11 protein-coding genes and 4 pseudogenes are annotated in these 15070 nt (G+C 70.6%); 10 read left to right on the plus strand and 5 right to left on the minus strand.

Annotation, left to right across the window (positions count from 1 at the left end):
* Positions 1-326: 326 nt before the first annotated feature.
* Together RH94_RS38510 and RH94_RS02395 are read right to left on the minus strand one after the other, a co-directional pair.
* A pseudogene (locus tag RH94_RS38510) lies at positions 327-607 on the minus strand (DDE-type integrase/transposase/recombinase); the annotation flags it as partial.
* 192 nt (positions 608-799) lie between these two features.
* A complete protein-coding gene (locus RH94_RS02395; protein ID WP_073946021.1) occupies positions 800-2950 on the minus strand; it encodes a hypothetical protein in 2151 nt (716 codons plus the stop codon).
* A gap of 399 nt (positions 2951-3349) precedes the next feature.
* Here RH94_RS02395 and RH94_RS02400 point away from each other — a divergent pair, with 399 nt between their 5' ends.
* The 8 genes and pseudogenes from RH94_RS02400 to RH94_RS46945 all read left to right on the plus strand — a co-directional run.
* Positions 3350-3961, plus strand: coding sequence for a TetR/AcrR family transcriptional regulator (locus tag RH94_RS02400; RefSeq protein WP_073946022.1), 612 nt, complete (start codon positions 3350-3352; stop codon positions 3959-3961).
* A 136-nt stretch (positions 3962-4097) separates the two neighbouring features.
* Entirely contained in the window at positions 4098-4370 is a 273-nt protein-coding gene (locus tag RH94_RS02405; RefSeq protein WP_324614220.1) for a DUF6069 family protein, read from the plus strand.
* Between the two features lie 146 nt (positions 4371-4516).
* Positions 4517-4924 (plus strand): annotated as a pseudogene (locus RH94_RS02410) (transposase); the annotation flags it as partial.
* Positions 4925-5142: 218 nt separating this feature from the next.
* Positions 5143-5778, plus strand: coding sequence for an IS110 family transposase (locus RH94_RS42010; protein ID WP_234425479.1), 636 nt, complete (start codon positions 5143-5145; stop codon positions 5776-5778).
* Between the two features lie 75 nt (positions 5779-5853).
* Positions 5854-6357, plus strand: coding sequence for an IS110 family transposase (locus RH94_RS42015; protein WP_234425480.1), 504 nt, complete (start codon positions 5854-5856; stop codon positions 6355-6357).
* 32 nt (positions 6358-6389) lie between these two features.
* A pseudogene (locus RH94_RS38515) lies at positions 6390-6977 on the plus strand (transposase).
* A gap of 203 nt (positions 6978-7180) precedes the next feature.
* Entirely contained in the window at positions 7181-8470 is a 1290-nt protein-coding gene (locus tag RH94_RS02430; protein ID WP_234425481.1) for an amidase family protein, read from the plus strand.
* Positions 8471-8971: 501 nt separating this feature from the next.
* A pseudogene (locus RH94_RS46945) lies at positions 8972-9148 on the plus strand (ISAzo13 family transposase); the annotation flags it as partial.
* Between the two features lie 48 nt (positions 9149-9196).
* On the opposite strand, the gene RH94_RS02440 reads toward RH94_RS46945, so the two are convergent.
* Positions 9197-10189, minus strand: coding sequence for an LLM class flavin-dependent oxidoreductase (locus RH94_RS02440; RefSeq protein ID WP_073946024.1), 993 nt, complete (start codon positions 10187-10189; stop codon positions 9197-9199).
* A 154-nt stretch (positions 10190-10343) separates the two neighbouring features.
* On the minus strand, positions 10344-10520 hold the full coding sequence (locus tag RH94_RS42020) for an NAD(P)-binding domain-containing protein (protein ID WP_234425482.1): 177 nt from the start codon (positions 10518-10520) through the stop codon (positions 10344-10346).
* A gap of 861 nt (positions 10521-11381) precedes the next feature.
* On the opposite strand from RH94_RS42020, the gene RH94_RS02455 reads away from it, so the two are divergent.
* Positions 11382-12509, plus strand: a complete 1128-nt coding sequence (locus RH94_RS02455) for a hypothetical protein (RefSeq protein WP_073946026.1) — start codon at positions 11382-11384, stop codon at positions 12507-12509.
* 39 nt (positions 12510-12548) lie between these two features.
* On the opposite strand, the gene RH94_RS02460 is transcribed toward RH94_RS02455, so the two are convergent.
* Positions 12549-13403: an IS5 family transposase gene (locus RH94_RS02460; RefSeq protein ID WP_073946041.1), complete on the minus strand. Its 855-nt coding sequence runs from the start codon at positions 13401-13403 to the stop codon at positions 12549-12551.
* Between the two features lie 424 nt (positions 13404-13827).
* Between RH94_RS02460 and RH94_RS02465 the strand changes: the two genes are divergently transcribed.
* Positions 13828-15070 (plus strand): M14 family metallopeptidase (locus RH94_RS02465; protein WP_234425483.1); only part of this gene is annotated, 1243 nt, incomplete at its 3' end.

A 15070-nucleotide genomic window follows, 5' to 3' on the forward strand; every position in this document is an offset into this window, starting at 1 on the left:
CGCGGCGCCCGCCCTCCGGGCGGACGGCGCTACTTTCGAAACACGCCCTAGTGCCGCGGCAGGCAACGTTTGCCCGTCAAGGAGCGGCGTCCGGTGCGTGCTCTCGGCGTGCCGGCCGGAAGTCCTCGTACTGGATGTACTTGGGCTTTCGGGCGGTGCGGCGAGTGGGGGTCCCCCCTGCTCGAAGAGCTTGGGGGAGCGTGCCGGGCGTCGCGACGGGGCGAACGTTGCCTGTTGCGGCACTAGACCCCTTGGACCGCACAAGACGCTTCTTGCAACCTGTGCCATGTGGTACCGGCACGTGCCGAAGGCGCCTCTTAGGGGAAGCGGTGCTCGACGGAGGACATCACCTCGCGGTGGGCCGCGCCGTAGGAGCGCAGCTGGTCGGTGACGATCACCTGCGGCACCGAGCGGATCGTCCTCAGCAGGCGGCGGAAGAAGCGCCGGGCCGCGGCCTTCTCCCTTCGGCCCTGGACCAGGATGTCGAGCACGGTGCCGTCGGCGTCGACGGCCCGCCCAGGTACTTCGGCTCGCCGTTGATCTTGATGAAGAGCTCGTCCAGGTGCCACGTGTCCTCAAGCCGGGGCCGTCGGCGGCACAGGTCGCCCGGACTGCGCGCGCCGGCGGCGGATGGTCTCGTGGGGACGAGGACGCCTCGCTGCCCCTGCCGCACCAACGGCGCGAATATCTCCCCGCCGAACTCCCCGACCGTCACCCCTGGCAAAGCCCTGCCGGGCCAAGGCGTTGGTACGCAGCAGGGCGGGTACGCCTGCAGGCTGTCGGCCGGGGCCGGGGCATGTCAGCGGCGGCGCCCGGACGATGCCCGCTGCGCCGTCTTCTTCGCGTGGGCCGCCGCGGCTGCCACCGTGCGGTCCGGGTGGTGGGCGCGCAGGGTGTCCAGGATGCGCAGTGACGTGCCCGGGTCCGCCTCGGCCAGGGCGTCGGCGAGGGCTGCAGCGCCGCCGGGCCAGGCGGCGGCCGCCGTGTCGAAGGCGGGGAGCAGGGTCGTCGGCGGGATGTCGGCCGCGGCCGGGGTGCCCGCCTCGCCCGCGTCGTACCGGCGCTTCATATGGCCGAGCCTGTCGTCGATCCAGCGCTGGTCCAGCTCCTCGACGAGCACCGCGGCGCGGGCGGTGAGGGGGACCGTGTCCTCGGGGACGGACTCTCCCCGGGCCAGCAGCAGCCCGCGGGCGGCGGCCCCGGTCACCGGGTCGGTGAGCGCGGTGCGCAGCACCGTGTCGGGGATCGCGGCGACATCGAGGCGGGCGAAGTACTCGGACGTGCGGGCGGCATCGGCCTCGTCGGCCTTGGCCGCGGAGACGGCGTCGAGCAGTTCGCCCCATGCCTCGTCCGTGCCACCGCGGTGCGCGGTCCACGCGGCAAGCGTGGCGGCGGCGATCCGGGTGGGCCAGTGGCGGGTGGCGGCCACGGTCTCGGCCGCGTTCCACTCCGCCACGGTTTCCTGGTCGGGGGCGGCCACATGGCCGACGGTGAGCACGTGGCGCATGACGGCGGCGCCGAGCGGGGTGAGCCCGTAGGTGTCGCCGGTACGGAAGACGCAGCCGGTGACGGCCAGTTGGTCCACGAGCGACGCCAGTCCGTGTGCGGGAGCGTCGAGTTCGGCGCGGTCGGCGTCCGTGACGGCGGGCATCCCGAGGAGTTGGGACAGTTCCTCGGGCGAGGGGAGCTCGTAGGCGTCGGGGGCGTTGCGCGACACGGGCGTCGGAGCGTCCTCCAGTTCGGGCGGCAGGCCGTCGGACTTCGCGTCGGCGATCTTGCGGGCGACCGAGTCGGGGGTGCTGCCGCGTTCGTACAGCGAGTAGAGGAGGTGCGCTGCGTCGAACGAGTACGCCTCCTGCGGGCCGGTGACCGGCGGCAGCCGTTCGGCCTGGGCGGCCAGGACGTCGGCGGCCAGCTCGAGCAGCTCCTGCGGGGTGCCGTCGGCCCACACGGCGGTGGCGGGGCCGGGCAGGCCGCAGCGTTCCGCGACGTCGCGCAGCTCGTCGTCGAAGGTCCCGGCCGCGAGCGCCGCGGGGAGCGGGGCGGCGTGCAGCAGGTCCCGGATCTCGTCGGGCGAAGGGACCGCCGGCGGGGGCGGCAGCGGGACGGACGAGTCGCCGTAGTAGTCGAGGTGTTCGTCGAGCATGCGGTCGGCGAGCGCGACGTGCGGCATCGCCTCCGGAGCGGGGGCGAGTGCGGCGTGCCGGGCAGCGAACGCCTCCGCGAGCCCCGCCGCGGTCCACCGGTCGGTCAGCGCATCGGCGATGCGCTCCAGTTCACCGCCGAGCGCGTCGTCGGGGCGTCGGTCGTCCAGCGGCGATGCGGGCAGCAGCGGGCCCGCCGGTGATGCGTCGCGGGTGTCGCGGGCGAACGCGGCGAGCAGCGCCTCGCTGAGACGGATCCGCACGGCGAACGTCCGTTCCGCCAGGTCGGAACGGTGCAGCGGCTCGGGCAGGGTCGGCCGGTCGGCGTGCGGTGTGTTCTCGTGGGCGTCGAGCCAGGCCCCCACGGCGGCGGGGTCGTCCGGGTCGACACCGTCGGCGGTCAGCAGCGACGCGTACCAGCGGTGCCAGGTCAGATTCGCCGGGTCCGCCATGGCGCGGCGGAAGCCGGGCACGGCGTCCTCGACGGCGGCGAGCAGGCGCGCGTGACGCTTGGCGTTGAGCCGGCCCGCTGCCCGGACCCGGTCGGCGAGGGTGCTGAGGAGGCCGGGCAGGGCGTCCAGCTCGTCGTCGCCGGCGCACAGCAGCTGCGGCAGGTCCTCGTGCAGCACCTGTCGCAGCAGGCCGGGGGTCGGCTCCGGCACGCCCGCCCTGCGGTCCGCTCCGCGCAGCGCGAGCATCGTCAGCACAGCATCCGTGAGGCGCGCCGGCAGTGCGACGCCTCTCTCCCCCGTCGCCCAGCTGAAGAAGTCGTCGCGACCGGTGTTCAAGGCGTTCGTACGAGTCACTCGTAGAGCGTATGAGTGCGGGCGGCCCCGGTGATCCTTCCGGGTCCGGGGTTAGCCCGATCGAGCGAGTGATACGTCTGTGCGGCCCGCTCCCCGGCACACCGGGCGGAGCGGCGGCGAGGCCGGTCGGAGCCCGGAACCGGCAGGGGCGGGGTGAGGTGGGGGCGGGGCGGGATTCGCGTGGTGGCGATGAGTCCGCGTCGGGCGGGCGGTCAGCACTGCTCATGGACACCTCCGACACCACGTCCCTGCCCGGTCTCACTCCCGCCGCCCAGTACTCCAGCCGTAGTCGTGGATCTTGGTGGGCTGCCATCGATAAGCAGCCGAGTACGGGAAAAGTGAGCGGAGTGAGGACTCACTCATTGACGGAGTGAGCCCTCACTCCGTACTCTCGCGGTCATGACAGCACCTGAGGAGAACCAGGCCACCCGCCGCCGCGCCCCCAGCATGTCGCCGGAGCGGCGCCGCGAAATGATCATCCAGACCGCGATCCCGCTGATCGCCGAGTACGGCGCCGCGGTAACGACCGCGAAGATCGCCCGCGCCGCGGGCATCGGCGAGGGCACGATCTTCCGGGTCTTCGCCGACAAGGACGAGCTGCTGCAGGCCTGCGTGGCCGAGGCGCTCTCCCCCGAGCACGCGGTCCGCGAGCTCGACGCGATCGACGTATCCCAGCCGCTGCCCGACCGGCTCGCGGAGGCGGCCGAGGCGCTGCAGGCGCACCTGTCCAGGATGGGCGCGATCGCCGGCTCGCTGGGGCATCGCGGCGGCAAGCACCCCGGCACGGTGCGCGGCGCGGGCCGCGACGAGTCGACGACCCGTATCCGCGCGGCCCTCGCTGAGCTGCTGGAGCCCGACAAGGCCGCCCTGCGCCGGCCGCCGGAGCAGATCGCGGCCCTCTTCTTCGGGCTGCTCTTCACCCAGCCGCGTACGGAGGACGAGCCCGACCTGACCCCGCAGGAACTGGTGGAGGTCTTCCTGCACGGGGCGCTCTCGGGGGGCGCCGAGTGAGCGCGCGGAGAAGGCGCCTGGGGGTTACGGCCCTGGCCGTCCTGGCCCCCGTCCTGGTGTGGCTGGTCGCGGACCCACTGCTGGNGGGCACCGGCTGCGGATCGCCGACGGCGAGCAGGCACTCGACATCGGCGCCGTGCCCGTGGCGGTCGTCGCACTGCTCGCGTCGCTTGCCGGCTGGGGACTGCTGGCTTTTCTGGAGCGGTTCGGGGCGCGGCGCGCCCGCGCCATCTGGACCGGGGTGGCCGGCGCCGTACTGGCCGTGTCTTTCCTGCCGTTCATCGGCGACGGCATGGACGGCGGCACCCGGGTCTCCCTCGCTCTGATGCACCTGGCGGTGGCGGCGGTGCTGATTCCGGGGCTGGGCGGCAGGTCCCCCGGGGCGGGAGCCGGTGCCGCCAGGGGGTGACCGCCAGCACCGGGAGTGTCTGATCAACGGCGGATCTGATGGTCAAGGAGACGCCAGAGATGACCGAGACCGTTGTCGAGCAGGAGTCCGTGGAGAAGCCGGCGGTCACGCCGGTGCCGGCCGCGTCGGATGAGCAGTTGGTCGCGATGCTCGTGGACCGGGCCCGATCCGAGGGGCTGCATCTGACCGGCGAGGGCGGCCTGTTGCCGATGCTGACCAAGCGGGTGCTGGAGTCCGCCCTGGAGGGCGAGATCACCGATCACCTCGGATACGAGAAGCACGACGCCGAGGGCCGTGACAGCGGCAACAGCAGGAACGGAACCCGGGCGAAGACCGTATTGACCGACGTCGGCCCGGTCGAGGTGAAGGTCCCCCGGGACCTGGCCGGCACGTTCGAGCCGCAGCTCGTCAAGAAGCGGCGGCGCCTGACCGGTGTGGACGAGAGGGTGCTGTCGCTGTCCGCGAAGGGGCTCACGCACGGGGAGATCTCCGCGCACCTGGCCGAGGTCTACGGCGCGGAGATCTCCAAGCAGACCATCTCGACGATCACCGACAGTCATAGTGATATCCGGGTCCCCGGTGGTCGTGACCCAATCACTGACTGACGTCCTGCTGGACTGTCCTTGCTTTGATCTGTCCGACCGCCGGGCCCGGTTCCCAGGGCTCCGGCCGGGCGGAGCATGACCTCATAGGAGCCTGGCCAGAGGCCCCCTGACTGTCCTGTCTGCCCTTTCCGGCCGGAGCTACCTTCGGCAAGGAAGGCATCTCCAGCATGACAGGCACAGAGGCGGCGGACACGAGGGACCAAGTCGTGGTTGGCGGGGTGGACTCGCACGCCGACACCATCCACGTCGCCGTGGTGACCGACCGGGGCGGGCACCTCGCCGACGCCCAATTCCCCACCAACGCTGCCGGATACGTTGCCGCGATCGCCTTCCTGCAGGCCCACGGCATCGTCGCTGCCGTCGGCGTGGAGGGCACGTCCTCCTACGGCTCCGGTTTCACACACGCCGCCCGGCAGGCCGGACTGGCCGTCGTCGAGGTCAACCGGCCCGACAAGGCCGAACGCCGCAGGATCGGCAAGTCCGACCCGATCGACGCATACGCCGCGGCCCGCGCCGTCGTCTCCGGTCGCGCGACCAGCGCTCCGAAGGACGGAGCCATCGTCGGGATACGTGCCCTGCAGACCGCCGCCCGCTCGGCGATCAAGGCCCGCACCGCGACACTCAACCAGATCACGCACCTCCTGATCACCGCCCCCGACACCATCCGCGCCAAGTACACCGCTCTGTCCGGTGACAAGCGCGTCACCACCCTCGCCCGACTCCGGCCGGCCAGCGACCCCGCGCACGCCCCGCTCCTGACAGCCCTGCGCACGCTGGCCAAGCGGATCCAGAGCCTGACCTAGGAACACACGACCCTGACCGAGGAGCTCGACCAGCTGGTCACCATCCTCAACCCCGGCCTGCGCGCCGCCTACGGGGTGGGTCCGGACACCGCCGCCCAGCTGCTGATCACCACTGGCGCGAACCCCGCCCGCCTTCGCACGGAAGCTTCCTTCGCTGCCCTGTGCGGCGCGGCGCCCGTCCCCGCGTCGAGTGGCAAGACGAACCGGCACCGGCTCTCCCGGGGCGGCGACCGGGCGGCCAACGCCGCTCTCTACCGCATCGCGCTCGTGAGGATGGCCCGATGCCGGCGCACCCGCGAGTTCGTCGCCCGACAGACCCTCGCCGGACGCACGAAGAAGGAGATCATCCGGCTGCTCAAACGCGCGATAGCCCGCGAGGTCTTCCGGCTCTTGACCAGCCCGGTCCAAGTCCCCGAGATCGCGGACCTCCGACCGACCCGGCAGACGAAGAACATCACTCTCACCGCCGCCGCCAACCACTTCGGCGTGTGGCCCGCCGTTATCTCCAACATCGAACGCGGACTCCGCCGCGACGACGCCTTCGCCGATGCCTACCGCCAGTGGCTCACCGCCGCTTGACCGACGATAGGAGCATCAAGGTGAGGGAGGGCATGGCGGAATGGTCCAACCGCCCGATCCACGTCGTCATGGCCGTGACCACCGAAGGCACCCGGGACATCCTGGGGATCTGGGCCGGCAACGGCGGCGAGGGCGCGAAGTACTGGCCGCACGTGTTCACCGGGCTGAAGAACCGCGGCATCGACGACGTGCTCATGCCGGTCTGTGACGGACTGAAGGGCCCGCCCGATGCGGTGGAGGCCCTCTGGCCTCGAACGATTGTCCAAACCTGCGCGGTTCACCTGCTGCGGAACAACTTCCGTTACGCGGTCCGCCAGGACTGGGACAAGATCGCCAAGGCGCTGCGGCCCGTTTCACCGCGCCGAACGAGGACGCGGCGATGGAGCGGTTCCTGGAGTTCCAGGAGGCGTGGGGCCGGAAGTATCCGGCGATCGTGAAGCTGTGGTCCGACGCCTGGGCCGAGTTCGGGCCCCCTCTCCTTCGACGTCGAGATCCGCAAAGTCATCTGCTCGACGAACGCGATCGAGAGCGTGAACGCCCGCATGCGCAAGGCCGTCCGGGCCCGCGGGCACTTCCCCAACTGCGAGTATGAGGTCGTGCCGCTTCGGCCGGTGGCCTGACTCATTCCCTAACTGGCCTTCGGTGCCTGTTGTCTCGAGGCCGCCGCCCTCAAGCGCGTCTACATGGCGCTGATGAGCCCGGACCCGACCGGCAAGGGCCGCAGGCGGTGGACCATCCTGTACAAACGGTTGTACGCGCTTGCCTCCCGATCACGTCGAGGTCACTCATGCCTGCCCAGCAGCCGAGTTCTGCCATTGCCAACGTGCCGTTCCTGATCCCGCCTCGCCACGACAGCGGTGGAACGGCAAGCGCCCCCCGCGGTGACGTCTCGGCTCCAGGGGAGATCGATCCATCGGTCTGGCGTGTTGTCGGCGATCCGCTGGTCGCGGCGCCCAAGGGGGGCGTGCTGTCCGGCTCCCGGGTCGCGGTGAAGGACCTCTTCGCTGTCGCCGGCCATGCGATCGGAGCGGGGAATCCGGCATGGCTGTGCGAGGCGCCGATCGAGTCCGCCCACGCCGCGGCCGTCCAGGCCCTGCTGCAGGCAGGGGCGGACGTCACCGGCATCGCACGGACCGACGAGCTGGCCTACGGCCTGTCCGGGCTCAACACGCACTACGGGATGCCACCGAATCCCGCGGCGCCCGGGCGGGTCCCCGGAGGGTCCTCGAGCGGCTCGGCCAGCGCCGTCGCCCTGGGGCTGGCTGACATCGGTCTGGGCACCGACACGGCAGGCTCGGTGCGGGTGCCGACCTCCTACTGCGGGCTGTACAGCCTGCGGCCGTCACACGGTCTGGTCCCGGACACCGGCCAGATCGGTCTCGCACCCTCGTTCGACACTGTGAGCTGGATCACCCGAACACCGCAACTGCTCAGCCGGGTGTCCGACGTGCTCCTTCCGCGGCGACCCGCTCAGCCGATCAAACGGCTGCTCCTGGCCACGGACCTGTTCGACCTGGTGGACCCGGCACTGCGTCTGCCGCTGCACGACGCAGCCCACGCGTGGGCGGACCGGCTGGCCGTCCCGCTGCAGCCGAGGGGCAGCACCTGCGCCGCGCATCTCGAGGAGTGGGCGGAGGCGCTGGGTGTCCTCCAGGCTGCGGAGATGTGGCAGCTGCACGGCAGCTGGCTGCAGGCGCACCGCGAGGCCGTCTCGCCCCTCGTCGCAGACGCCATCGCTGCGGGCGAGGGCATGCCGGCCGAATACCTCGCGTGGGCCCGGGACACCGTGAGCCAGGCGCGGAGCACGCTCGCCGAACTGATCCCGCCCGGAACCGCGCTCGTACAGCCGGCGGCCCCAACGGCGGCTCCCCCGCCCGGCCCGGCCGTCACCGGCATGGCACTGCGTACCGCTACCGTGCAGCTGATCTGCGCTGCAAGCGTGGCGGGCCTGCCGGTCCTGACCCTGCCCGGAGTGCAGAGCCCGGCCGGCCCCGTCGGGCTCAGTCTCGTCGCGACCGCCGGAAGCGATCGCGCCCTGACCGCCGCACTCGCCGATCACACCGCCGACTCCGCGGCCCTGACACCCCTGCCCGCCTCCCTGCCGGAGGCGTGAAGTGCTGTCCCGATGACCACATCGGGACAGCAACGTCGTCCTTGCCGAGAACGTCATCCATCCGGCCCGGCAGCCGCAGCCTGCGTGGCACCTCCGACGGCAGCCGGTACAGCAGCGCCGCCGGGAACGCCCGGTCGCTCGGGCTGAACCGCACCTTCTCCTTACCGAGTCGGCGCTCCGGCACCGACAGTTGGTGGCGCAGGGCGAGGATCTCCACGTCCTTGTCCCGATCGCTCATCGACAGCAGGCGCAGCAGGGCGAACGCGTTCGCCCTGCCCAGGTGGGCCAGTCGCAGCAGCACGGTTGGTCCTCATGCCGCGTTGATCGACAGCCGCGCGACGGCGCAGACTCGGCCGACCGCGCTCGACATCCCGTACACCAGCTCCGACCAGGGCGGATGAGGTTGTCGGCAAGCGCAGGGGCAGGTGTCAGGCTCGCGTCTGACTCGTTGTCCCTGCCATGGGGCGGGGGGACTCCGGCGTGCTCAAGACCCGCTGAGGTGTTCCCCAACTGCCACTCGCGGTACTCCCGGGCACCTCCAAGGCGCTGATCGGCGGCGCCATCCGCGAGGCCACCCGAGTCCTCCAGGCCCTCGACCGCACCACCCCCACCGGCGCCATCACCGTGACCACGGCCGACCAACTCGCCGCCATCGCCGGCCACGCGCTGAGCCGATGAACCCGTACCCGGAACCGAGAAGTTGTTTTTCGACAGCTCCCCGGCCCGTCAGGCGGATGCCTGTCCGCTGGTTTCCGCCAGCAGCTCCAGCGACCTCAGCCAGGCCTTCCTGTCGATGGCCGAGGACACGATGATCAGCTCGTCCGCTTGGGCGAGCTCCGTGAAGCGGTCCAGGTAGTCCTTGACCTCGGCGGGGTTGCCGACGGCTGTGTACTGGAGCATTTGCAGAACCTGCTGTCCAGCGGGTGTCTCGAGGATCATGTCCGCCTCCTCCGGCGTGAACGTCCGGCCGCCTCGGCCGAGCATCTGGGTCACGCGGTGGCGCTTCGTGGCATGGAAATGCTCCTGGGCGTCTTCCGTCGTGTCCGCCGCGATGACGTTGACGCCGGCGATGACGTACGGCTTGTCCAGCTGCGCCGACGGCTGGAATTCGCGCCGGTAGAGGGCGACGGCGTCCCGCAGCGCGTTCGGTGCGAAGTGGGAGGCGAAGGAGTACGGAAGCCCGAGTGCGGCGGCGAGCCTCGCACCGAACAGGGATGAACCGAGAATGTACAGCGGCACGTTGGTGCCCTTGCCCGGTGTGGCGTCGACACCTGGGATGCGGGACTCGCCTGCCAGGTAGCCCTGCAGCTCCAGCACGTCCTGCGGGAAGGTGTCCGCCGACCTGGGGTCGCGGCGCAGCGCACGCATCGTCTGCTGGTCGCTGCCCGGTGCCCGGCCCAGGCCCAGGTCGATGCGGCCGGGATGCAGGGTCGCCAGGGTTCCGAACTGTTCGGCGATCGGCAGCGGTGCGTGATTGGGCAGCATGATGCCGCCGGCGCCGAGGCGGATGGTCCGCGTATGCGCGGCGATGTGCGCGATGAGCACGCTGGTCGCCGAGGACGCGATGGTCGGCATGTTGTGGTGTTCCGCATACCAGATCCGCCGGTAGCCCCACTCCTCGGCGTGCTGGGCCATGGTCACGCTGGCCTGGAAGCTGTCGGCGGCGGTTTCGCCCTCGCCGATCTGCGCCAAGTCGAGGATGGAGAGTGGGACAGTCACGGGTAGCAGACCTCTCGGAGAGACAGACACCGGTACGTGGAGCGGGCACGTCGGATGCCGACCGTGCCCGTGTCCGGGAACACTGACGAAGCCCGGGATATTTCGGTGCCACTGTCCACCGGCCCGTCGGAGGCATCGAGCGGTAAGTCGGTCGCTACCGCGGGGTCGGTGACGGGAAGGGGGCGGTCACGTCCAGGATGCGCTCGAAGGGGACGGACAGGATGACGACGTCCTTGCCCTGGACGGCGTCCTCCGCGGCCGCCGCGCGCGCCCCGGATTCCAGCGCGGCGGCGTCGCCGGTCTCAGGGCCCCGGGAGTTCGCCCCATGCACGTCGTGTCCGCCGGCGCCGAATGTGCGCGCCGGCGTCGTCCCGATCACCCTGCGCCGATGAAGCCAAGTGGCATGTCCTGTCCTGCCGCGGTCCATCGGTGATGTGCCCCGGGTCCGGTGGAGTCACCCTGCTGGACAGATGATGCTCCAGACGCTCAAGAAGGCTTCTGTGCCCCGCAGTCACCCGGCCGATTTCCGGCGCAAGGTCCTCGACCTCGTCGAAACCGGCCGACCGATCCGGCAGAGCCCGCGTCCAAGCCGAAGGCTGGGCCGGTGAGACCGAAGGGCTCGACCTCGCCCTCCAACTCCTCGGCGCCGAGCGCGACGACACCCACCGTCGCACCCGACGCCCCGTCGTCGACCTCGGCATCCCCGCCCCAAGAACCACAGGAGCCCCATGACTGGCTGGAGCCCGTCTGGCAAATGACCACAGGTCGGGCTCGTGGAGCCATAGGATCAAGAAGCCAGAACAGCTCCGGCACGCTAGGAGTCGGCGGGCTTGTCGAACCGCGTGGCGATCGCACGGAGCTGCTCGCCCCACAGTCCTGCTGCGCTCAGCGACCGAACGGTCATCGTCGCAGGCGTAGCGGGTGGGCGCCGCAACCAGCCGTACCGGTGGTTGGATGAGGGCCGCGCTCGGTGGCGCCGCAGAAGGTACGGGAAGGCCGGGGGCTGCCCCTGGCCGCACAGGGCCCGGATACGGAGCGTTCTTGACCCGGTCCCGGCGTGCACCGCGCTCTGGATGTCTGATACATCTGATGTCGCTGTCATGCACCTGCCGACGAGGTGGATGGAAGCCCGCACGTGTCAGCGGGCATCGGACGGGAGCCCGCACGTGCGGGCGGACGGGGGAAAAGGACGATGACGTATCGACGTGCGCTCGCACCCGCGGTCGTCGGGGCGCTTTTGCTGGCGGGGCTGCTGTGGTGGGCGGGGAGCAGCGCCCACGCACTCAGCCTGCCCGGCGCCACACGGTTCTTCGGCCCCGACCAGGCGAACCGCCTGACCTCTTGGACGATGCCCTGGTCGACCGGCTCTCCGTCATCAGCCCAGTTCACCGACCCCGCAGGCGCACCCGGCCACGGCGCGGACTACGCGGCCCTGAGAGAGACCGCCATGCGGGTGCGCTACACCGCGCTCGTCTTGCTCTTTGTGTGCGGCGCGGTGCCTCTGCTGCGCCGACTGTCGGACCGCGGCGCCGGGCGCGCGGCCGTCGCCGTGGCGGCCCTGTGGGGCTGGGGCATCGTTGCGGCCATGCTCGCCGTCACTGTGTCCGCACCCTGGATGGTCGCTTCCGGCGGCTCCGCCGCGTTCCGGCTGCTGCCTGGCCTCGCGAGCGCCATGTCCCAGGGCCGCGAACTGCCGGTGGGCGCTGCCCTGGTCGCCGCCGCGGCCGCCGTCGGCCTCATGACCCTGCTGCGGACCGAGGTGACACCCCCACCTGGCCGGTCCGTGCCGACCGCGGCCACCGCGCGGCTCGCCGCGACCCTGGGCACCACCGTGGTCGCCATCGCCCTCGCCGTCCTGTCCAACGACCGGGTGGCTGGGCGCATACAGACCGGGTTCACCGGCAACGGGCTGCTGTCCGAGCCCGGTGATCTGCTGCGGCAGTGGATCCAGCTTGGCGCCTGGACCCTGCCCACCGGCTCCGCTCCCGGGCGCTGGCTGCTGTACCGGCTCGGCGACGTGGCGCTGCTCGCCCTGGCCTGGTGGGGGCTGCGGCTGCTGACCGTCCTGCTCGACCGCGTCACCTACCCCGCCTACTCGCTCGGCGCCGTCGCCGCCACCACCCTGGGCGTGGTGGTGAGCGGCGCCTGGCACTCGCTCCTCTCCTATCAAGGCAGCACCGGTGGGCCCCTGCTCTACTACGTCTCCGTAGGCTCAGGCGTGTCGGCGGCGCTCGTCTTCGGCATCCTCGCCGGCTGCGCCGGCACATTGACCGTCCGGATCCGCAGCCGCACGCAGCAGCCCGCCCTGCCAACACCGTAAGAGGACGTCTGGTTCGTGCAGTTCATGAGTGATTGCGGTTTATGCGTCCCGCCAGGTTGGGGGGGGTTCGCCGGTTGCGCGTTGGGCGAGGGTGGAGATCGTTGCGAGGCGGATCATGCTCTCGGAGTGTTCGGGTTTGGTTTCTTTGGTTTCGTAGCCGCGGGCGAGCCGGCGGTGCATCATGATCCATCCGAGGCTTCGTTCCACGACCCATCGCCTGGGCAGGACGGAGAATCCCTTGACCTGGGCATTGCGGGGGACGACGTCGACATCGATGCCGAGTCTCGTGCCGTGTTCGATGGCCTGGTTCTTGTAGCCGGTGTCGACCCATGCCTTGCTGATTGTGGGATGGGCGGCCGCGGTGCGGGTCAGGAGCTGTTTGCCGACTTCATTATCGGAGACACTCGCAGCGGCCACCATGACCAGCAGTAACAGGCCGAGTGCGTCGACGGCGATGCTGCGTCTGCGGCCGACGATCTTCTTGCCGGCGTCGATCCCTTGGGTGCTCGTGGGGACGGTGTGGGCGGTCTTGACCGACTGCGAGTCGATGACGCACGCGGTCGGCTCGGGATCGCGGCCCTCCTTCTCGCGGACCAGGCGGTGCAGGCGGACGCCGAGCTTCTCGATCGTGCCGTCGGCACTCCAGTCGCTGAAGCAGGAGAAGACGGCGGTGTGGGGCGGGAAGTCGTGCGGCAGGTAACGCCAGGCGATTCCGGTGCGGTTGACGTAGAGGATCGCGTTCATGACTTCCCGCAGGTCAGTGACCTTGCCGCCAAGGTTCGGCGATGTCTTCTGCCGCTCGGCCCGCCATGCGGTCAATACCGGTTCCATCAGGGCCCAGCGGGCGTCGGACAGATCGGACGGGTACGGCTTGCGAGTCGGCTTCGATGCCATGAACACATGGATACGTTCTGGCGCGTCCAGGGGGTATCGCTCGTCCGGGCGAACGACGGCAGCCAGTTCACCCATATTCGAACCGGACAGGATCTGTTCGGGCAGAACGGGGCAACACATCAGGCCGGCAGCTGACCCTGCCGCTGCACATTCGGTGCGAGGTGCGTCAATCGGTCGATCTCAGGCGACCGACAAAGCGGCTAAACCTGCACGTCAGCAGCACGAACGTCCTCTCAGGCCAATACACCTAGTGCTCATGTGACGTCAGGTCACCAAAGCGGGTACGCGGTGATCGCGCAAGGGCCCTGCGGAACGGGACGGGACACGCCGCGACCATGACCGAGCTCTTGACACGCTCATGCCATATCCGGACGATGCCTCGCACGGGAGAGCCACCCGTACCCCCCACCCAGGAGACATCAGCATGCGACTTCGCATACGCGGCTCCCGCGGCAGAAGGCCCGCCACCCTCACGGCCTTACTGGCGCTCGCCGTCGTGGTCCCGCTCGGCGCCGCGACCGGCACCGGCGCGGCCACCGGCACCGGCACCGGCACATCGGCCGCCCTCGCCGCCACCTCGGAGGAGGTCATCCGGCAGTACGAGATCCACGGCCCGTCCACCCCCGCCGAGCGCACCGCCCTCGTCGTCACCGGCGTCTCGATCGACGAGGCCGACTCCCACGCGGTCGTCGTCAGCGCCAACGCCGCACAGGCACGGCGGCTGCGCGCCCTCGGATACAAGCTCGACGCCCTGCCCGCCCCGCCCGACCGCACCGGCGGCAAGGCCCCCGGCACCTCCCTCGGCGCCCTGGACTTCCCCTCCGCCGACTCGCGCTACCACAATTACGCCGAGATGAACGCGGAGATCGACCAGCGGCTCCAGCAGTACCCGAACATCATGAGCCGCCGCGTCATCGGCAAGAGCTACCAGGGCCGCGACATCGTCGCCATCAAGATCAGCGACAACGTGGCGACGGACGAGAACGAGCCCGAGATCCTCTTCACCCACCACCAGCACGCGCGCGAGCACCTCACCGTCGAGATGGCGCTCTACCTGCTGCGCGAACTCGGCGCCGGCTACGGCTCCGACTCCCGGATCACCAACGCCGTCAACAACCGCGAGATCTGGATCGTGCCCGACCTCAACCCCGACGGCGGCGAGTACGACATCGCCTCCGGCTCCTACCGCAGCTGGCGCAAGAACCGCCAGCCCAACGCCGGTTCGACGTCCGTCGGCACGGACATGAACCGCAACTGGAACTTCAAGTGGGGCTGCTGCGGCGGATCCTCCGGCTCGTACGGCTCCGAGACCTACCGCGGCTCGGCCCCCGAGTCCGCGCCTGAGGTGAAGGTCGTCGCCGACTTCGTACGCTCCCGGGTCGTCGGCGGCAAGCAGCAGATCAGGGCCGGCATCGACTTCCACACCTACAGCGAGCTGGTGCTCTGGCCGTACGGCTACACGTACAACGACACCGCCCCCGGCCTCACCCAGGACGACCGCGACGCCTTCGCCGCGGTCGGCCGCAAGATGGCCGCGAGCAACGGCTACACGCCGCAGCAGTCGAGCGACCTCTACATCACGGACGGGTCGATCGACGACTACCTGTGGGGCGCGCACAAGATCTTCAGCTACACCTTCGAGATGTACCCGCGCGGCTCGAGCGGCG

Origin of the sequence: Streptomyces kebangsaanensis, from assembly GCF_001906585.1 — a bacterium.
Classification (GTDB): Bacteria; Actinomycetota; Actinomycetes; order Streptomycetales; family Streptomycetaceae; genus Streptomyces; species Streptomyces kebangsaanensis.

Excerpts from the sequence above, each read along its gene's own strand:
- RH94_RS02400 (WP_073946022.1), top strand. The coding sequence starts at position 3,350 with ATGACAGCACCTGAGGAGAACCAGGCCACCCGCCGCCGCGCCCCCAGC.
- RH94_RS42010 (WP_234425479.1), top strand. The coding sequence starts at position 5,143 with ATGACAGGCACAGAGGCGGCGGACACGAGGGACCAAGTCGTGGTTGGC.
- RH94_RS02455 (WP_073946026.1), top strand. The coding sequence starts at position 11,382 with ATGACGTATCGACGTGCGCTCGCACCCGCGGTCGTCGGGGCGCTTTTG.
- RH94_RS02460 (WP_073946041.1), bottom strand. The coding sequence starts at position 13,403 with ATGGCATCGAAGCCGACTCGCAAGCCGTACCCGTCCGATCTGTCCGAC.